The organism is Nocardia sp. NPDC005746 (assembly GCF_040630785.1).
Lineage (GTDB): Bacteria > Actinomycetota > Actinomycetes > Mycobacteriales > Mycobacteriaceae > Nocardia.
On record NZ_JBEXYE010000005.1, the window covers coordinates 223,982 to 243,644 of the forward strand.

At 70.2% G+C, this 19,663-nt stretch carries 16 protein-coding genes; 7 read left to right on the plus strand and 9 right to left on the minus strand.

What is annotated here, in order from left to right:
- Position 1: 1 nt before the first annotated feature.
- A complete protein-coding gene (locus tag ABZ412_RS12050; RefSeq protein ID WP_357279503.1) occupies positions 2-244 on the minus strand; it encodes a MoaD/ThiS family protein in 243 nt (80 codons plus the stop codon).
- Complete coding sequence (gene moaA, locus ABZ412_RS12055; RefSeq protein WP_357279506.1) at positions 237-1,295, minus strand: GTP 3',8-cyclase MoaA; 1,059 nt, start codon at positions 1,293-1,295, stop codon at positions 237-239. The genes ABZ412_RS12050 and moaA overlap by 8 nt, the downstream gene beginning before the upstream one ends.
- Before the next feature lie 107 nt (positions 1,296-1,402).
- Here moaA and glp point away from each other — a divergent pair, with 107 nt between their 5' ends.
- Genes glp through ABZ412_RS12070 form a run of 3 tightly spaced genes read left to right on the plus strand, consistent with a single transcriptional unit; the run spans position 1,403 to position 4,082 of the window.
- A complete protein-coding gene (gene glp / locus ABZ412_RS12060; RefSeq protein WP_357279509.1) occupies positions 1,403-2,608 on the plus strand; it encodes a gephyrin-like molybdotransferase Glp in 1,206 nt (401 codons plus the stop codon).
- A 33-nt stretch (positions 2,609-2,641) separates the two neighbouring features.
- Complete coding sequence (gene moaCB, locus ABZ412_RS12065; protein ID WP_357279511.1) at positions 2,642-3,670, plus strand: bifunctional molybdenum cofactor biosynthesis protein MoaC/MoaB; 1,029 nt, start codon at positions 2,642-2,644, stop codon at positions 3,668-3,670.
- Complete coding sequence (locus ABZ412_RS12070; protein ID WP_357279514.1) at positions 3,663-4,082, plus strand: molybdenum cofactor biosynthesis protein MoaE; 420 nt, start codon at positions 3,663-3,665, stop codon at positions 4,080-4,082. The genes moaCB and ABZ412_RS12070 overlap by 8 nt, the downstream gene beginning before the upstream one ends.
- 68 nt (positions 4,083-4,150) lie before the next feature.
- On the opposite strand, the gene ABZ412_RS12075 is transcribed toward ABZ412_RS12070, so the two are convergent.
- Entirely contained in the window at positions 4,151-5,494 is a 1,344-nt protein-coding gene (locus tag ABZ412_RS12075; protein WP_357279516.1) for a nucleobase:cation symporter-2 family protein, read from the minus strand.
- A 188-nt stretch (positions 5,495-5,682) separates the two neighbouring features.
- Here ABZ412_RS12075 and pucL point away from each other — a divergent pair, with 188 nt between their 5' ends.
- Positions 5,683-6,603 carry a factor-independent urate hydroxylase gene (gene pucL / locus ABZ412_RS12080; protein WP_357279519.1) on the plus strand — a complete coding sequence of 307 codons (921 nt, stop codon included), beginning with the start codon at positions 5,683-5,685 and terminating at the stop codon, positions 6,601-6,603.
- On the opposite strand, the gene ABZ412_RS12085 is transcribed toward pucL, so the two are convergent.
- Positions 6,585-8,057, minus strand: a complete 1,473-nt coding sequence (locus tag ABZ412_RS12085; protein ID WP_357279521.1) for a PucR family transcriptional regulator — start codon at positions 8,055-8,057, stop codon at positions 6,585-6,587. The two genes, pucL and ABZ412_RS12085, sit on opposite strands and share 19 nt — an antisense overlap.
- Before the next feature lie 98 nt (positions 8,058-8,155).
- On the opposite strand from ABZ412_RS12085, the gene ABZ412_RS12090 reads away from it, so the two are divergent.
- From ABZ412_RS12090 to ABZ412_RS12100, 3 genes are all read left to right on the plus strand, one after another.
- A complete protein-coding gene (locus tag ABZ412_RS12090) occupies positions 8,156-9,259 on the plus strand; it encodes a GTP-binding protein (RefSeq protein WP_357279524.1) in 1,104 nt (367 codons plus the stop codon).
- 604 nt (positions 9,260-9,863) lie between these two features.
- Positions 9,864-10,427, plus strand: coding sequence for a putative glycolipid-binding domain-containing protein (locus ABZ412_RS12095; RefSeq protein ID WP_357279526.1), 564 nt, complete (start codon positions 9,864-9,866; stop codon positions 10,425-10,427).
- 83 nt (positions 10,428-10,510) lie between these two features.
- The gene (locus tag ABZ412_RS12100; RefSeq protein ID WP_357279528.1) at positions 10,511-13,990 is read left to right on the plus strand and encodes a carboxyl transferase domain-containing protein; all 3,480 of its coding nucleotides are present in this window, start codon (positions 10,511-10,513) and stop codon (positions 13,988-13,990) included.
- Between the two features lie 10 nt (positions 13,991-14,000).
- Here ABZ412_RS12100 and ABZ412_RS12105 read toward each other — a convergent pair whose 3' ends face one another.
- From ABZ412_RS12105 to ABZ412_RS12125, 5 genes are all read right to left on the minus strand, one after another.
- Positions 14,001-15,575, minus strand: coding sequence for an NAD(P)/FAD-dependent oxidoreductase (locus ABZ412_RS12105; RefSeq protein ID WP_357279530.1), 1,575 nt, complete (start codon positions 15,573-15,575; stop codon positions 14,001-14,003).
- Between the two features lie 154 nt (positions 15,576-15,729).
- Entirely contained in the window at positions 15,730-16,725 is a 996-nt protein-coding gene (locus ABZ412_RS12110) for a sulfate ABC transporter ATP-binding protein (protein WP_357279532.1), read from the minus strand.
- Positions 16,722-17,531, minus strand: a complete 810-nt coding sequence (gene cysW / locus ABZ412_RS12115) for a sulfate ABC transporter permease subunit CysW (protein ID WP_357279534.1) — start codon at positions 17,529-17,531, stop codon at positions 16,722-16,724. Before cysW ends, ABZ412_RS12110 begins: the two co-directional genes overlap by 4 nt.
- The gene (gene cysT / locus ABZ412_RS12120) at positions 17,532-18,341 is read right to left on the minus strand and encodes a sulfate ABC transporter permease subunit CysT (RefSeq protein ID WP_357279985.1); all 810 of its coding nucleotides are present in this window, start codon (positions 18,339-18,341) and stop codon (positions 17,532-17,534) included. It abuts the gene before it with no gap.
- A 125-nt stretch (positions 18,342-18,466) separates the two neighbouring features.
- Positions 18,467-19,504, minus strand: coding sequence for a sulfate ABC transporter substrate-binding protein (locus tag ABZ412_RS12125; RefSeq protein ID WP_357279536.1), 1,038 nt, complete (start codon positions 19,502-19,504; stop codon positions 18,467-18,469).
- Positions 19,505-19,663 lie beyond the last annotated feature (159 nt).

The following is a 19,663-nucleotide window of genomic DNA, read 5'->3' on the forward strand; positions in this document are numbered from 1 at the left end:
GCTAGCCGCCCGCGAACGGGGGCAGCACGTCCACGCGGGGGGAGAGCGGGGTGGTGGCGTCGCGGGTGAGTTCGTCGCCGATGAGATAGGCGCAGACCTTCAACATGGGGTCGAGTTTCGGGCCGTAGGTGGCCGAGAGCGTGGTGCGCAGGTCGGCGATGGTCGCGCCGGACGGGAGGTCCAGCGTTTCCTTGTCCTTGCCGACGGCGTCGGCGATCGCGGCGAAATAGCGGACCTCAACCACCGATGGCTCCCATCGTTCGGGTGGGCGGGACGAAGCCGGCGGCGTCGATGCCGTGGCCGGCCGATTTGTTCCACATGGCGCCGCGCCAGAGGCCGGCGATGTCGGCGTCGGTGGCGCCGGAGCGGAGGGCGGCGCGGATGTCGTACTCCTGGTCGCTGAACAGGCAGGAGCGGATGCGGCCGTCGGCGGTGAGGCGGGTGCGGTCGCAGTCGCCGCAGAACTTGCGGGTGACCGAGGCGATGATGCCGACCGTGGCGGGGCCGCCGTCCACCAGCCAGCGTTCGGCGGGGGCGGAAGGGTCCTCGCGGTCGGTCTCGGCGAGCGTGAAGCGCTTGCCGAGGACGTCCAGGAGTTCGGCGGCGGTGATCATATTGGCGCGCGCCCACTCGTGGTCGGCGTCGAGCGGCATCTCCTCGATGAAGCGCAGCTCCGCACCCACCTCCAGGCACCACTGCAGCAGATCGGCCGCGCCGTCGAGGGTTTCGCGCATGAGGACCGCGTTCACCTTGAGCGGGGTGAGCCCGGCGGCGATGGCGGCGCGGATCCCGGCCTGCACCGAGGCGAGGCGATCACGACGGGTCAGGCGGTGGAAACCGTCACGGTCCACGGTGTCGAGGGAGATATTGATGCGCTTCAGGCCCGCGGCGGCCAGCGCCTGCGCGCGATGCTCGAGTCCGACGCCATTGCTGGTCATGGCCAGCGGCGTATCCGGCAGTGCCGCATGGCATCCCGCGATGATCTGCTCGAGGTCGCGGCGCATGAGCGGTTCGCCGCCGGTGAAGCGCACCTCGTGCACGCCGAGTTCGCGGACCGCGAGGGTCACCAGGCGCACGATCTCGGCGGTGGAGAGCAGTTCGTCGGCGGGGATCGCGGGCAGGCCCTCTTCGGGCATGCAGTAGGTGCAGCGCAGCGAGCACTTCTCGGTGATGGACACGCGCAGGTCCCGCGCCACCCGCCCGAAACGGTCGAGCAGGAGCGGGGTGTCCGGACGGCCGTCGATATCGGGCCGCCCGGTTCGCACAGCGGGCATGCCCATCGCGACCACGGTCATTGGACCATTATTGCCGGGCCCGCAACTCTTCGTAGATTCCTACGAGCCGGGCCCGGTGATCAGCCGGTCACGGTATGGAGGATTCACCCGCGTATAGGCTCAGCGGCATGAGTTCCCGGCACGCGACCGCCCCGGCCCGACCCGTCGACGACCATCGTCGGCGCATCGAGGACGCCCTGCGGCCCCTGGCCGGTCGGAGCACGGAAACCGTCCCGATGGCCGCGGCGCTGGACCGCCGCCTGGCCGTCGACGTGTACGCGCCCCTGGACCTGCCGGTGTTCCGCAATTCCGCCATGGACGGCTACGCGGTCGCCGCCGAATCGGTGGCGATCGTCCCCGCGACCCTGCCGCTGGCGGGCGTGGTGGCGGCCGGGAACACCGAACAGCTCACACTGCCCGCGGGCTCGGCTGTGAAGGTGATGACGGGCGCGCCCGTGCCGCCCGGCGCGGACTGCGTGGTGCCGGTGGAGCACACCGAATCCGACGGCGTCACCGTGACGATCCGAACCAGCCGTGCCCCCGGCGATTTCGTGCGCGAGCCCGGCACCGACGTGCGCGCCGGACAATTGCTGGCCGCGGCGGGCACCCGGCTGCGGCCCCGGCACATCGCGGCGCTGGCCGCGGTCGGGCTGGGCGAGCTGGAGGTGACGCGGCGGGTACGGGCGGCCGTCCTCACCACCGGCGACGAACTACGGCCCGCGGGGGCGACCCTGCTGCCCGGCCAGATCTTCAACTCCAACGGCATCGCGCTGGCCGCGGCCCTGTCCGACAACGGCGTCGAGGTGGTGTCGGTCGCGCACTCCACCGACGAGCACGCCGAGTTCCGGCGGCGGCTGGCCGAGGCGGTGGCCCAGGCCGATGTGGTGTTCACCTCCGGCGGCGTCTCCATGGGCGACTTCGAGGTCGTCAAGGAGGTGCTGGCGGCCCAGGGCGGCGAATTCGGCCCGGTCGCACTGCAACCCGGCGGCCCGCAGGGGCTGAGCACGGTCGACGGCGTCCCGGTGCTGAGCTTCCCGGGCAATCCGGTGAGCACCATGGTGTCGTTCGAGGTGTTCGCCCGCCCGGTCCTGCGCGAACTCGCGGGGCTGCCCGCGCTGCCGGTCACCGCGCTGCCGCTACTGGACGCGGTCCGCTCCCCCGCCGGGAAACGGCAGTTCCTGCGCGGCAAGCTGACCGGGGACGGGGTGGCGCTGGTGTCGGGGCAGGGTTCGCACCTGATCGCGGCCATGGCGCACGCCGATGTGCTGATCGACGTCCCGGCCGACGTCACCGAGCTGCCCGTCGGCGCGATCGTCGAGGTTCGGCCGCTGTGAACACCCCGAATTCGCTGTGCCAAGGTGGTGCCCATGAGTGAGTTGTCGCATGTCGACCGTGAAGGTCGCGCCCGCATGGTCGACGTGAGCGCGAAGGCCGACACCGCGCGCATCGCGGTCGCCGCGGGCGAACTGCACACCACCGCCGAAGTGATCGAGCTGGTCCGGGCCGACGACATGCCCAAGGCCGACGTGCTCAGCACCGCCCGCATCGCCGGGATCAACGGGGCCAAGAAGACCTCGGAACTGATTCCGCTGTGCCATCAGCTGGCGCTGTCGTCGGTGAACGTGAGCTTCGGGTTCACCGGCACCACCATCACCATCGAGGCCACCGCGAAGACCAAGGGGCCCACCGGGGTCGAGATGGAAGCGCTGACCGCGGTCGCGGTCGCGGGGCTCACGCTGCACGACATGGTGAAGGCGGTGGACCCGGCGGCCACGCTCAACGGGGTGCGGCTGGTCACCAAAGAGGGTGGCAAGCACGGACATTGGGTGCGGCCCGAGGCCGAGCAGCACGGCGGGCACCATCACGAGAAGCACGCGGCGCGCGAGCAGGCCACCGCCGCGACGACTCCGCTCGCGGGTCAGGGCCGCACGGCTGCCGTCGTGGTCGCCTCGACCGGCGTCGCCGCCGGCACCCGCACCGACACCACCGGCCCGGCCCTCACCGAATGGCTTGCCGCACAGGGCTTCTCGGTGCGTGGACCGCTGGTCTTCGCGGACTCCGACATCACGTACGGCCTCGAGGACGCCCTGTCCCGGGAGCCCGACCTGATCGTCACGACCGGCGGCACCGGGGCCTCCCCCACCGACGCCACCCCGGAAGCCACGCTCGCCCTGCTGGATCGGGAGCTGCCGGGCGTCGCCGACGCCATCCGCCAGGCCGGGACCGCCAAGTTCCCGCTCGCGGCGCTGAGCCGGGGCGTGGCCGGACTGGCCGGGCGCACCGTGATCGTCAATCTGCCCGGTTCGCCGGGCGGGGTGAAGGACGGCATCGCCGTGCTGACACCGCTGCTCGAACATCTGCTGGCCCAGGTGGCCGGAGGAGGCAACCATGAGTGAGCTGCTGGCCCGGATCAGCGATCAGGACCTGGATCCGGCCGAGGTCGAGAAGGCCGTGGACGGGCCGCACCACGGGGCGGTCGTCGTGTTCACCGGCAAGGTGCGCGATCACGATGGCGGGCAATCGGTTTCCGCGCTGGAGTATTCCGCGCACCCGCAGGCCGAGCGGTTCCTGCGCACGGTGTGCGAGGAGGTGGCCGCGTCCTCCGGGCTGCCGGTCGCCGCGGTGCACCGGGTCGGGGATCTGACCATCGGGGATCTGGCCATCGCCGTCGCCGTCGCGGCCCCCCACCGCGCCGAAGCCTTCACCACCTGCGCCGAACTCGTGGACCGCATCAAGCACGAGGTCCCGATCTGGAAGCGTCAGATGTTCGCCGACGGACTCTCCGAATGGGTCAACGCCTGCGGGTAGGACAACCCTCGTAACTCTGCGGGGCTTCCCCTGAAACCCCTGGCACACGTCTCCAGGGCCCCCTCGGTTCACGGCGTGAACGCCTGCGCCGGTTCTCGGGCGCCACGGGCGAGATCACCGAGCCTGGTGTGGTTGAACAGCAGGTTCAGGGTGAAGGCGGTGACAGCGGCGAGGCTGATGCCGCTGTTGAGCAGGATCTGGGCCGAGGACGGGAACTTCTCGAACATGCCTTTGGTGAGCACCGGCACCAGGCCGACGCCGATCGAGACGGCGACGATGGTCAGATTCACGCGGTCGGTGAGGTCGGCGCGGCGCAGCGTGTCCACGCCGATCACCGCGATGGTGGCGAACAGCACCAGGCCGACACCGCCGACCACCGGCTGCGGGACGGTCGCGACCAGGGCGCCGAAACGCGGCACCAGACCCAGCACGATCAGGATCGCGCCGCTCACCGCCGTCACGTAGCGGCTGTGCACGCGGGTGGTGGCGACCGCGCCGACATTCTGGTTGAAGACGGTGTCCACGAACGAGTTCAGGACCCCGGCCAGCACCGCGGACAGGCCGTCGCCGACCAGGCCGCGCGCCACATCGGCTCGGGTCAAGGGCTTTCCGGTGATCTCGCCGAGCGCCAGCATGCTCGCGGTGGACTCGGCGAACACGACCGCCAGCACGATGGTCATGGCCACCACCGCGGTGACCGGGAACTGCGGCGCCCCGAAGTGGAAGGGCTGCGGCGCGCCCAGCCAGGCCGCACGGGACACACCCTCGAGCTTGACCAGCCCCATCGGGACCGCGATCACGATGCCCGCGATCAGGGCGATCAGCACGCCCAGCTGCGACCACACGCCCCGCCCCAGCACGGTGCACGCCAGCGCGACCACCAGAACCGCTGCCGCCAAGGCGATCCGGGACGGCGTGGCGAAGGTCGCGGCCTTCGGGTCGCTGCCGACGATCAGGCCGCCCGCCACCCCGATCAGCGAGATGCCGACCACGGTCAGCACCGTGCCGCTCACCAGCGGCGGGAAGAACCGCACGATCGACGCGAACGGCCAGGCCAGGGCGATGCCGAGGAGTCCGCCCAGCAGCATGGACCCGTACAGCGCCTGCAGCCCGTAGTCCTTGGCGATCAGGATCATCGGGCTCATGGCCACGAAGGTGGCGCCGGTGACGATGGGCAGCCGCGCGCCCGCCAGCTTGCCGAGTCCGAGGCTCTGCACCACGGTGATGATGCCCGCGACCAGCAGGTCGGCGCTGATCAGCAGGGCGATGGTGGTTTGGTCGAGCTTGGCGGCCGCGCCGAAAACCAAAGGCACCGTGACGCATCCGGTGTACATGATCAGCACATGCTGCACGCCGAAGACCAGCAGGCGATGCCAGGGCAGCCGCGTGTCCACGGGATGCGGCGATGTCATGGGTGGCCCTGCCTTCCGTCGGGGGTGAGTTGCTCGTCAGGCTAGGCAGATCGCCCGGGGTGGGCCTTTGTCCGACAAGCCAAACGTCACGGTCACGATGTGCGGCGATTTGTCCGCGGAACCAGCGTGTGCGGCCGCCGTCGTCGGTCACAGTGGGGCACAGTGATCAGCGACCACGGGAGGCGACCATGAGCGAAGCCGACGGCCGGATCGTGCTCGGCCCGCACCAGTACGGGAAGGCCGAGAACCGGGTGGTGCGGATCTACCGCGACACCGCGCGGCACGAGATCCGGGACCTGAATGTGTCCTCGTGCCTGCGCGGCGCGTTCGACGAGGCGCACACCGTGGGCGATCAGGGCGCGGTGCTGCCGACGGACTCGCAGAAGCAGACGATCTACACCTACGCCAAGAGCCACGGCGACGGCAGCATCGAGGACTACGGGCTCGCGCTGGCCCGGCATTTCACCGGCGAGATCGAGCCGGTGACCTCGGCCCGCATCGAGATCGAAGAGTATGCGTGGCAGCGGGTTCCGGTCGGCGGCAGCGGCCACGACCACACCTGGACGCGGGTGGGTCCCGAGGTGCGGACCGCCGCGATCACGGTGCGCGGACGGGGCACGGACCGCCGCGAATGGGTGATCGGCGGCATCAAGGACCTGGTGATCCTCAAGTCCACGGGCTCGGAGTTCGCGGGCTTCCTGACCGACCCGTTCACCGTCCTCGAACCCGCCTACGACCGCATCCTCGCCACCAGCCTCGACGCCCGCTGGCGCTTCGCCACCCCACCCGCCGACTGGGACGCCGCCTACCACGGTATCCGGGCCGCCCTGATCGAAACCTTCGCCACCCTGCACTCGAAGGCCTTGCAGCAGACCCTGTACGAGATGGGCCGCGCCGCCCTGGAGGCCTACCCGTGCCTGGCCGAGATCCGCTTCTCCGCCCCCAACAAGCATCACTTCGCCTATGACACAGGCCGTTTCGGCGTGCCCAGCAACGGTGAGGTGTTCCACGCCGACGACCGACCGTACGGCCTGATCCAAGCGAGTGTCCTGCGCGAGGGCACCCCGGACGCCGGAATCGCCTGGGACCCCTACACCGGCGCGGTCTGACCCGACAGCGTCCGCACCGCCAGGTACAGGTCGAGCCGATCATCGAGCCGCCCGAGATCGCGTCCGGTCAGCACCTCGATCCGCCCGATCCGGTAGCGAACGGTGTTGGGGTGCACGTGCATTCGATCGGCCGCCTGCCGCCACGAGCCGTCACAGCCGAGGAACGCCTCCAGCGTCTTCAGCAGCCCGGCCCTGTGCATCCGATCGTATTCCAGCACCGCACCGAGAACCCGTTCCGCGAATCGCCGTTGCAGGCCGCCCGGGACCGCGGTGAGCAGGCCCACGGCCGAATCGATGTCGGCGACACGCACACTGACCGGCGCGGCGTCCTCCCGCGCCGCGGTGGACGCGGCCGCCGCCGCGCCGATCGTCCCCGCGAGCGGCTCGTCCGGCTGCCGAACGCTCACCCCGACCGCGAGCCGAATGCCACTGAGCGCCGGTGCGATCCGACCGAGTCGGCGGTTCACCACACCGGCGGTCCCGTCCTTCGTCCCGGCCGTCACGCCGACCAGCCGGCCCTCGCCGTCGATCGCGGTGACGAGATCCGGCAGGGCATCGTGCAGGGCGGCGCGCACGGCCTCGAGTGTGGCCGCGGTGCCGGCATGGACCTCGCAGACGATCGCCGCCTCCGACACCCCGGATCGCTCGGCGAACGGCCTCGGGAAGCGGTCGGACAGTTCCCAATCCAGGTGCCGCCGGTCGGCGCGGCGCTGCCGGTACAGTTCCGCGACCGCGGCCAAGTCCACGCCGTAGGGGTCGAGATCCGGGTCGGAGGGGCGGATCACCAGATACCAGGCGGTGATTCGATCGCCCGCGCCCACCTGGAGGACGCGCAGGGCCCCGGCGGTGACGGCGGGCAGGCGCGGCGCGGTCAGCGCGGTGGCCAGGATCCTGTCGATCTCGGGTTCGGACAGGTCCGCGGTACCCGCGACGACGGTTCCGGTCGAGGTCAGCAGCCACGCCGAGACCCGCTGTTCGGCCTCGAAATCCGCGATCAGGGTCTCGATCTCGGCCCCGGCGGCGACGGCCGACAGCAGACTGCGTTGCCGGTCGGCTCGTGATCGCACGCGCTGCCAGCGCACGTCGGCGGCCTGCTCGGCCAGGTATTCGATGATCCGGCTGAACGGCACGCTCTGTGGCGCGGACAGCAGTGGCAGCCCGTGTCGGCGGCACGCCGCCACCACGTCGTCGGGGACGTGCCCGTGCAGCGCCTGCCCGGCCACCACTCCGGCCACCCCGGACCCGGCCAGCAAGTGCACGTAGCGGTCGGAGTCGGCGGCGTGCTGCCGCCACACCAGGCCGGTGCACACCAACGCGCCCGGGGTGACGAAGGGCCGGGGGTCGGGCATGTCGGTGGCGCAGACGCGCGCGACCGTCCGGTCCAGGTCCCCCGCGTCCCCGTGGAGCAGCCGCATGCGCAGTTGCGGCGCATCGAGGATGTCGCGCACTCGCACGGCGCACCTCCCGTGGTCGGTCCGAATTGTCCGTCACGGTAGAAGCCGGTTGTTGCCACCCCGTTTCCGAGGAATCACACCTCGGTAGGGTGGTCGCCGTGAGTCGGCGCATACCAGTCCTGATCGTGGCCGGGTTCCTCGGTGCCGGCAAGACGACGCTGCTCAACCGGCTGTTGCGGACCCGCAACGCGCGGATCGGGGTGGTGGTCAACGACTTCGGCGCGGTGAACATCGACGCCATGCTGGTGGCCGGGCAGGTCGACGCCATGGTGTCGCTGGGCAACGGGTGCGTGTGCTGCGCGGTCGACGTCAGCGAACTGGACGAGCTGTTCGACCGGCTGGCGCATCCCAAGCAGAAGATCGACGTCATCGTGGTGGAGGCCAGCGGGCTGGCCGAACCGCGCAATCTGATCCGCATGGTCGTGAACAGCGACAATCCGCGGATCCGCTACGGCGGGCTGATCGAGGTGGTCGACGCCGAGCACTTCCCCGCCAGCCGCGACCAGCATCCCGAACTCACCACGCATCTGCGGATGGCGGATCTGGTGGTGCTGAACAAGTCCGACCGGGTCGAGGCCGACGCGCTGGAGCGGCTGCGCGCGGAGATCGGCGAGGTGGTCGGACAGGTGCCGGTGTATCCGACCAGCCACGGGCGCATCGACCCCGGCCTGCTGTTCGACCTGCCCACCCACGCGCCCCGCGCCCCGCGTGTCGGCGAACAGCTCAGCTTCGACGAACTACTGCACGGCGACGGCGCGGCCGGCGAGGACGACCCGGGTCACGGCGATCACTGCCACGACGGCTGCTCCCACGACCACCGGCATCTGCACGACGGCTACGACAGCGTCTCCTTCACCTCCGACACCGACCTCAATCCGCGCGAACTCATCGCGCTACTGGAGGATCCGCCGTCAGGACTGTTCCGCGCCAAGGGCGTGCTCGCGTTCGCCGTCGCCGACGATCCGCGAAAGTTCGTGCTGCACATGGTCGGCCGCCACATCACCCTGGAACCCACCGCCTGGGCCCGCCACGAGCCCCGGGTCAGCAATCTGGTCCTCATCGGGTCCGGTCTCGACGCCGACGCCGTCACCGACCGGCTGCGCGGCGCCGTCCACGCCGCCGCCGACCCCCTCGACGACCACGCCCTGCTCCCGGTCTGGCGCTACGTCGCCGGTGACCAGTCGCTTGTCGGCGAGGGCTGATTCGGCCTCGAGTTCGGCGCGCAGCCCGGCCACCTCGGCGGCCAGCTCGTCGCGCATCGACTCGCGCTCGGCGAGCGCCGCCCGCATGGTCTCGACACTGTCGTTCATGGCCGCGAGCCGCTGATCAGCGCCCTTGAGCAGCCACTCCACCACATCCCGTCGCCCGACCGCGGCGCTCGCGGCGCGCACCCAGTCGACCGCGAACGCCACCCACTCCTGCGGCTTGGGCGCGTCCTTGGGATCGTCCCACCCCTTGCGCTGGGCCGCCTTGGTGGACAGCACCAGCTCCGCCTTCTTACCCCGCCCCGGCGAGTTCATCTCCGCCAGGGACAGCTTGCCGGCGCTGGTCACCACCGCGGTGAACCGGTACTTGCCCGCGAGGTGCATGCGCAGCTCGGCGGTGCCGCGGCCGTCGGAGTCCATGGCCCCCAGCCACGGCCCGTCCGCCGCCTCGATGATGGCCGCCAGAATCTCCAGCTGCCCGACACCGCGGCGCAACCGCGCGGCGGCGGTCCGCAACGCGCCCGGCGTGGCCGTCATCTGATCCCAATGCATGCCCCGAACATATCCCCACCGCGGGACGCCGCCGTGATTGACTGGCCGAGTGAACGAGTTCCCGGCAGTGGCCTCGTGGCGGCATCGCGGCGCGCGGACCGGATTCGAGGTCGCGTTCTTCGCCGAGGACGAACGCGGGCTGCTGATCCGCGGCACCACCACCGCCACCGAGGACGGCGCGTCCTGGATCATCGATTACGTTGTGCTGCTGGACGCCTCGTGGGTGACCCGATCGGCCCGGATCACCGGACGCGGCGCGCACGGCGTCCGGGTGGTGGAACTGGAGGCCGACGGCTGGGGCCGGTGGACCGTCGACGGCACGCCCGCGCCGCACCTGAACGGCTGCCTCGATCTGGACCTGGAGTCCTCGGCCATGACCAATACCTTTCCGGTGCACCGGCTGCGGCCGCTCGGCGACCACCCGGTCTCCGCGCCCGCGGCGTACGTCCGGGCCGCGGACCTGTCGGTCGCGCGCCTGGAGCAGACCTACTGCCGCATCGGCGCGCGGCACGTCGCCTACACCGCACCAGACCTGGACTTCGCGTGCCGGCTGACCTATGACGCGGACGGGCTGATCTCGGACTATCCGGGTATCGCGGCCCGGGTTCAGTAGCCGGGCGCGGTAACCCAACACAGAAAACAAGCGAGGCGGCTCGTTTTCGCCGCGGACCCGCGACGGTGCCCTAGCCTGGCGGCGTGCGAGTTGTGGTTGCGAATCGTGGTGAGGTCGCGGTCCGGGTGGTACGGACGGCACGGGAACTCGGATACCCGACGGAGGTGCTGCACACCGCCGAGGACGGCGCGAGCCTGGCGGTACGGCTCGCCGATCGGGCGATCGTCCTGCCGGGCAGCGGTGCGGCGGGGTACCTCGACATCGACTCGGTGGTGCGCGCGGCCGCGGCGTGCGGGCCCGCGGCGCTGGTCCACCCCGGGTACGGCTTCCTCAGCGAGAGCGCCGATTTCGCGGCCGCCTGCGCGGCGGCCGGACTCACCTTCGTCGGCCCCTCCCCCGAGGTGCTGCGCGTCTTCGGGGACAAGGTCGCCGCCCGCGCGGCCGCCGAACACGCCGGACTGACCGTGCTCCCCGCCACCCGCGCGGGAGCCGGGTCCGCCGAGATCGCGGCCCTGCTGACCGACCATCCCGACGGCATCATGGTGAAGGCCGCGGCGGGCGGCGGCGGACGCGGTATGCGTCCGGTCACCGACCCGGCCCGCCTGGCCGAGACCATCGACCGCTGCCGAGCCGAGGCGCTCGCCGGATTCGGCGACGACCGCGTGTACGCCGAGGCACTGGTCACCCGCACCCGGCACATCGAGGTGCAGGTGGTCGCGGACGGGATCGCGGCCGCCACACTGGGCGACCGCGATTGCAGCGTCCAGCGGCAACGCCAGAAGCTGATCGAGATCGCGCCCGCCCCGGATCTGCCCGCGGCCGTGCGGGATCGGATCCACCGGGACGCGGTGCGGATCGCGGAGGCGGTGGGCTGCCGGGGCGTCATCACCGTGGAGTTCCTGGTCGAGGCCGGGGTGAGCGCGAATGTCTGGTTCCTGGAGGTGAATCCGCGCCTGCAGGTCGAGCACACCGTGACCGAGGCCGTCACCGGCGTGGATCTGGTCGCGCTGCAACTGGAGCTGGCGCGCGGCCGGGCCTTGACCGACCTCGACCTGCCCAAGAGCGAGACCCGCGGCTACGCGGTGCAGGCGCGAGTGAACGCCGAACTGCTCGCGGCGGATGGAGCGGTCCTGCCCAGCACGGGCGTGATCGACCGCTTCGACGCCCCGACCGGCGCGGGCGTCCGTGTCGACACCGCCGCCCGGGTGGGCATGCGCCAAGGCGTGCAATTCGATTCGCTGCTCGCGAAGATCATCGCGCACGCCCCGACCCACGACGCCGCGCTGCGCCGCTGCTCGGACGCACTCGCCGAAACGGTGATCGGCGGCGTCGACACCAACCTGCACCTGCTACGCGCAGTCCTGTCCACGTTGCGCGAGCCCCCCACCCCGGCCGACGTCGACCGGCAGACCGAGCCGACCGGAGCGACACACCCGACCGGCCGGACAGCGCCCAATGGACCGGCACACCCGGGCGACCAGACCGCACCCAGCGGACCAGCACAACCCAACCATGAAACCGGACCCAACGGACCAGCCCGCGCGAACGACCAGACCGCACCCAACCTTTCGACACGCCTGAGCGACCAGACCGCCGACGGCGGGCTGACGCCACCGGTCGGACCGACAGCGCTGGGCGGGGGCGTCGTGACGACGGAGTGGTTCGAGCGGCGGCTCCCCGACTTACGCGCGCGTGCAGAGACTTTCGAGGACGCGACCGCACCCGGATCGGTGGATGCCACACCCGGTGCGGCGCACGGCTCGGCCGGTCTCGGTGCCGCGGCCGGATTCGAGCTCGCCGACGAAGAGCAGGCGTTGCGGTCGCCGATGGGCGCGACCGTGGTGTCGCTGGCGGAGCCGGGGACCCTGGTGGCCGCCGGAGCCGAGGTCGCGGTGCTGGAAGCCATGAAGATGCAGCACGTGCTGCGTGCGACGGAACCGTTGCGAGTGCTGCGGCGGGCCGTCGCGCCGGGTGCGGTGGTCGATCCGCACGCCGTGCTGGTGACCTGGGTGGCAGCCGATCACGACGGTCCGGCCGCGGAATCGACCGCGGTGGATCTGGATTCGATGCGCGCTGACCTCGCGGAGGTGCTGGAGCGGCACGAGATCACCCTCGACGCGCGGCGTGAGACGGCCGTGGCGAAGCGGCATCGGATCGGGCGGCGCACGGCGCGGGAGAACATCATCGATCTGGTCGACGCGGACAGCTTCGTCGAATACGGCGCACTGGCCGTGGCCGCCCAGCGCAGCCGGCGCGGGCTCGAGGATCTGATCGCCAACACCCCCGCCGACGGATTGATCGCGGGGATCGCCACGATCAACGCCCACCGGTTCGGCCACGATCGCGCCCGCGCGCTGGTCATGTCCTACGACTACACCGTGCTCGCGGGCACCCAGGGCATGCGCAATCACGTCAAGACCGATCGCATGCTGGAACTGGCTCGGGAGCAACGGCTTCCGGTGGTGTTCTTCACCGAGGGCGGCGGCGGGCGGCCCGGCGACACCGACCACGGCGGCATCTCGGGGCTGGACGTCACCACGTTCCGGGCTATGGGCGCGCTGTCGGGGCAGGTGCCGCTGATCGGCATCGTGTCGGGGCGCTGCTTCGCGGGCAATGCCGCCCTGCTGGGCATGTGCGATGTCGTGATCGCCACGCCCGACGCGAATATCGGCATGGGCGGCCCGGCCATGATCGAGGGCGGCGGGCTGGGCGTGTACGCGCCCGAGGACATCGGGCCGGTGGAGGTGCAGCGGCGCAATGGCGTGGTGCACATCGTCGTCGCCGACGAGGCCGAGGCGGTGGACGTCGCCCGCCGCTACCTGTCGTATTTCCAAGGCGCGGAGGCGGAGTGGGAGGCCCCGGATCCGCGGTCGGCCCGGCATGTGGTGCCGGAGAACCGGCTGCGCGCCTTCGATATTCGCGCCGCCATCGCCTCGGTGGTGGATGTCGGCTCGGTGCTGGAACTGCGCCGGGACTGGGGCGTGGGCATCGTGACCGCCCTGGTCCGGGTGGAGGGCCGTCCGTTCGGGCTGATCGCCAATGACTGCCACCACCTGGGCGGGGCCATCGACGCCCCGGCCGCCGACAAGCTCTCGGCGTTCCTGCGACTGTGCGGCGCGCACGGCCTGCCCATCGTCTCGCTGTGCGACACACCGGGTTTCATGGTCGGCCCCGAGGCGGAGGCGCACGCCACCGTCACCAAGTTCAGCCGCCTGTTCATCGACGCCGCCGCCTTGGACGTCCCGTTCGGCACCGTGATCCTGCGCAAGGGTTACGGGCTGGGCGCGCAGGCCATGGCGGCGGGCTCGTTCCGCGCGCCGCGCTTCGTGATCGCCTGGCCCACCGGCGAGATCGGCGGCATGGGGCTGGAGGGCGCGGTCCGGCTGGGCTTCGCCAAGGAACTGGCCGCCATCGAGGACCCGGACCAGCGGCAGGCCGCCTTCGACGCCCTGGTCAACGCCGCCTACGATGCGGGCAAGGCCCTCACCGCCGCAACGGTTCTCGAACTCGACGACGTCATCGACCCCGCCGATACCCGCCGGTGGTTGCGGACGCTGCGCTGAGCAGCGGCGCTTACGCGGCTCCCCCGCGCAAGCGCCGCAGCCAGGCGTACCCGACCGTGAGCGCCGCGATGCCACCGAGCGACTGCCCCGCGCTCACATAGCGCGGACGGCGGAGCCGGAACTTGGTGCGCCGCGCCTCACGCAGCCGCAGGCGCTCCTCGGTGAGGTCGGCGTAGCGGCCCGGCAGGAAGGTGTCGAAGTACTCGGACACGAAATTGTCGGTGCGCCGCACGGGCAATCGCATATCGCCCATCAGATCGTCGATGTGGTGGGAGATGTAGGGCCCGACGTAATAGCCTTCCGGCCGCGCGGGCATGACCTCGGCCAGCCAGGCACCGACCCGGTCGATCTCGCGGTGCATCTCGGCGGCGGGCGGCAGCTCCAGCTCGCCGAGGAAGTGCTGGGACAGCCAGTGCGCGGAGATCTCCGCGGAGAGCTGGCAGGCGGTGGAGGACCCGTACCCGATGAACCCGAGGCGCGGATGCGCCGGCGGCAGGATGTGCCGGTACAACAGGAATCGGCCGTCGGCGAGGACGTCGGTGCGTAGTTCGCGGTCCAGGAACGGCAGCGACTGCCGCCAGCCGGTGGCGAACACCACCAGATCCGCGGCGAGCCGTTCACCGGTGTCGAGGGTGAGCTCGGCTTCGCCGGTGCAGCGCGCGATCTGGCCGCGCCGCAATCGGATCCGGCCCCGCCGGGCCTCCCGGTAGAACTCCTCGCTGACGCCGCCGTGTTCGATGCCGCCGGGCAGCGGCGGCTCGGGCACCATGATCCGCGGCATCCGCAGCGAGAGTCGCATCAGGAGTTTCAGGTACCGCCAGACCAGCTCGGTCAAGGGTCTGCCCGGGCCGTGCAGCAGCCGCTCGACCCGGTTGAGCCGGTGGTAGCGGAAGAACGACTCGGAGAATCGATTGAGGTACAGCTGGTCCGAGGGCTGTCCGCCGATGAACCGTGGCAGCATCGGATAGGGCTTGCGGAACACCAGGGTGCAGTCGCGGGCTCGTTCGGCGGCCCAGGCTGCGCAGTCGAGCGCGGATTTGCCCGCGCCCACGACCACCACGCGCCGGCCCGCGAAGGCGGTGGGTTCCAGGGCTTGACTCGAGTGGGCGATCACACCGCGAAAGAGGTTGCCGTCCTGAATATCTGGAATGTTCGGTTCGGAGAAGGTTCCGGCGCACACCACCACGAAATCGAACGCCGGCGTCTCGACCCCGTCGGGCCCGACCACCTCGACCTCGAACCCCTTGCCCGCCTCGGAAACCCGGATGACTTCCGTGCCCAGGCGTAGGTAGCGGTACAGGCCGAAGCGTTCCACGTACGAGGCCAGGTAGTCACGCACCTGCCCGGCCGTGGGGAATACATCGGCCGATTCCGGGTAGGGATGATCGGAGTACGCGTAGGTGGCCCGGGAGTTGTTGGTGCGCAACCCCGGATAGGTGCGCGACTGAATCCACACGCCGCCCGCGGCGGTCTCCTTGTCGAAGACGACGACCTCGAAGCCGTCGTCGCGCAATACCTTCGCCGTCACCAAGCCCGCGATACCGGCCCCGATGATCCCGACCCGTACGCCACCCGCACTCGTCACGTCCGCGTATTCCCCTCTGGAACGAACAGGCACAGCCGCGCCACACGCTACGGCAGCGTGCGGCGCCGCGGACCCTCGTCAGAGCGACTCGCCAGGTTTTTGACGAGTTGGGCGTGTCCCGACTTCTCGCCGAAATCGCTTATACAGGACGCACTTACAAGACCGGGAGCTCCGGGATCCGGGTGGCGCGGGCGTACACGGTCTCGCCCTCGGCCAGGTGCAGCGCCTCCGCGTCACCACGGGTGACCTGCGCGGTGAACAGGTCACCGGTGGCCGCGTTGCGCAACTCCACGCGCACCTCGAAGCCCAGCCGGACGACGCGCTCGACCGTCGCGCGGGTGACGCCAGAGGAATCCGCGGTGCCCTCGTGCGCGGCCAGCGCCATGCTCGGGTCCCGGCCGACGCGAATGTCGTGCGGCCGCACCATATGCCCGTTCAGCTTGGCCACCGCACCCAGGAACGACATGACGAACTCGTTGGCGGGCCGGTCGTACACGTCCTCCGGGCTGCCGACCTGCTCGATGCGGCCCTTGTTCATGACCGCGATCCGGTCGGCCACGTCGAGGGCCTCCTCCTGGTCATGGGTGACCAGAACGGTGGTGACGTGCACCTCCTCGTGCAGCCGGCGCAGCCAGGTGCGCAGGTCCGCACGGACTTTCGCGTCGAGCGCGCCGAACGGCTCGTCGAGCAGCAGCACCTGCGGGTCCACCGCGAGCGCGCGGGCCAGGGCCATGCGCTGACGCTGACCACCGGACAGCTGCGCCGGATACCGGTGCTGGAAGCCGTCCAGGCCGACGATCTCGAGCAGGTCGTCGACCTTCTTCTTGATCTCGCCCTTGGGCCGCTTGCGGATCTTGAGGCCGAAGGCCACATTGTCGCGCACGGTCATGTGCTTGAACGCGGCGTAATGCTGGAACACGAAACCGATATCGCGCTTCTGCGGCGACACATTGGTGACGTCCTTGCCCGCGATGGTGACGATGCCGCCGTCGAGGGTCTCGAGGCCCGCGATGGAGCGCAGCAGCGTGGACTTGCCCGAACCGGACGGACCCAGCAGCGCGGTCAGCTCGCCCGAGGGGATGTCGAGGCTGACGTCGTCGAGAGCGGCGAACGTGCCGTAGCGCTTGTTCGCATTGGTCACGGTGATCATTTGGCAGTGCCCCGCTTGCGTTCTAGAAGGGTCATGAGCAGAAGGACAACGAGGGCGATGCCCATGAGCAAGGTCGCCGCGCAGTACGCGCCGAAGGTGTTGTGATCGTTCACGTAGCGCCCGTTCACCAGCAGGGTGAGGGTCTGTGACTTTCCGGGCAGGCCGGTGGACACCATGATCACCGCGCCGAACTCACCGAGCGCGCGGGCCACGGTGAGCACGATGCCGTAGGTCAGGCCCCAGCGGATCGCCGGAAGCGTGATGCGCCAGAACGTCTGCCAGCCGGACGCGCCCAGGGTGGCGGCCGCCTGCTCCTGATCATCGCCGATCTCGTGCAGCACCGGCTCCACCTCGCGCACCACGAACGGGAGCGTCACGAAGATGGTGGCGATGACCATGCCCGGCAGATTGAAGATGATCTTCAGGCCGTGGCTGTCCAGCCCGCCGAACCAGCCGTGGGCGCCCCACAGCAGGATCAGCGAGACACCCACCACCACCGGCGACGTCGCCATCGGCAGATCCACCACGCCCTGCAGCAGATTGCGGCCGGGGAATCGGCCACGCACCAGGGCGAGCGCCACGATCACACCGAAGATCACATTCACCGGCACCGTGATCGCCACGATCTGCATGGTGAGGTTGAACGCCGAGATGGCCGCGGGCGTGGAGATCGAATCGAAGAACGCGCCGACGCCGTGCTCGAAGGTGCGCATCAGGATGATGCCCAGCGGCACCAGCAGCAACACGAAGATGTACGCCAGCGCCACCGTGCGCAGTGAGATCCGCGTCCAGAAACCGAGTTTCATCTACGACTCCTGTTCCCGGCGCGCCAGGCGCTCGGAGGTGACCCGCAGCACGAACAGCGTGGCCAACGAGATCGCCAGCAGCACCACCGAGACCGCGGCGGCGTTCACCGGCCGGTCCACCTCGATCTGCTGCTGGATGTACTGCGAGGCCATCTGGGTCTTCTTCGGAATGCCGCCGCCGATCAGCACCACCGAGCCGTACTCGCCGATCGCGCGGGCGAAGGCCAGGCCCGAACCGCTCACGATGGCCGGGGCCAGCGTCGGCAGGATGATGGTGCGGAAGGTGGTCCAGTTGTCCGCGCCCAGCGACGCGGCCGCCTGCTCCACATCCTTGTCCGCCTCGATCAGCACCGGCTGCACCGCGCGCACCACGAACGGCAGCGTCACGAAGGCCAGCGCCACCACCAGACCGGGCTGGGTGGCGTTGAGGTGGATGTCGAACGGCGACTGCGGCCCGTACAGGGCCAGCAGCACGATGCTGGCCACGATGGTGGGCAGTGCGAACGGCAGGTCGATCAGGGCGTTCACGAACCCCTTACCCGGGAATTCGTCGCGCACCAGCACCCAGGCGATCAGGGTGCCCATCACCACGTTGATCAAGGTGACGATGACCGACACCAGGACCGTCACCTTCAGCGCGTCCAGGGCCGCGGGCGCGGTCACCGCGTCCCAGAAACCGGACCAGCCGTTCTCCAGGGACTTGGCGGTCAGCGCCGCCAGCGGCAGCAGCACGATGATGCTGAGCCACAGCACCGAGGTGCCGATGCCGAGCGGGCCCACCGACCCGGTCACCCGGAACCAGGACCGGATTCGGCCCCTACCCGCCGTCGGGCGGGGTTTGTCGTCTACCGAAACGCCGGGACCGCTCTCGGTCCCGGCGTTCGAGCTGCTGTCACTCACAGGTTCGAGTATCGCTTGTGTCGCAGGTCACCCGGCTACTTGGTGGCCTTGTCGTAGATCTGCGCCACCGAGCCGGTGTTCGGCGTGAACAGCTCCTTGTCCACGGTCTTCCAGCCGCCGAGGTCGTCGATGGTGTACAGCTTCTGCGGGGTCGGGAAGGTCTTGGCATTGTCCGAACGCACCTGCGGGTCGACCGGACGGAAGCCCGCCTCGGCGAAGGCCTTCTGCGCGTCCTTGGTGTAGAGGAAGTCGCGGAAGGCGATGGCGTTCTTCAGGTTCTTGGAGTTCTTGAGCACCGCGACCGGATTGTCGATCCGGAAGGTGGTGTCGGGCACGACGTGCTCGATCGGGTCACCCTTGGTCTCGGAGAAGATGGCCTCGTTCTCGTAGCTGAGCAGCACGTCGCCGGTGCCCTGCAGGAAGGTGTCGGTGGCCTCGCGACCCGACTTCGGCTGCACGTGCACGTGGCCCAGCAGCTGGGTCAGGTAGTCCAGACCGGCCTGCGCGTTCTTGCCGCCCTCGCTCTTGGCGGCGTAGGGGGCCAGCAGGTTCCACTTGGCCGCACCCGAGCTGAACGGGTTGGGGGTCACCACCTCGATGCCCGGCTTGAGCAGGTCGTCCCAGTTCTTGATGCCTTTGGGGTTGCCCTTGCGGACCGCGATCACCACGACCGAACCGAACGGGACGCCCTTGTTGGCGTCGGCGTTCCAGCCCGCGTCGACCTGACCGGAATCCACCAGGCGGGTGATGTCGGGCTCGACCGAGAAGCTCACCACGTCGGCTTCAGCGCCGTCCTTCACCTTGCGGGACTGATCGCCCGAGGGACCGTAGGAGGCCTGGAACTGGGTGCCCTTGCCGGCGTCGGTCTTGTTGTAGACCGGGATCACCTTGTCGTAGGCGGCCTTCGCGACCGAGTACGCGAACAGGTTGATGTTGCCGCCGCCACCGGCCGCCGCACCCTCGTCCTTGGTGTCGGCCGCGCCGCCGCTGCAGGCGGTGAGCACGGTGGCCGCGACCGCGGTGAGCGCGACGGCGAAGGTAGATCGGCGAGAGAGACGAATATTGCGGGACATCGGCGTGGACCTTTCGGGCTACCCGCCGGTGGGACCTCGACCGGCGGGAATGAACGTTTGCCGTAGACCCGTCACGGGAAGAAGTACGCGACGGTGGCGCTCCGGCCCGAAGGCCGCCGGGGGACGAACACGAACTGCGAAAATGCGCGCGCCAAGTCT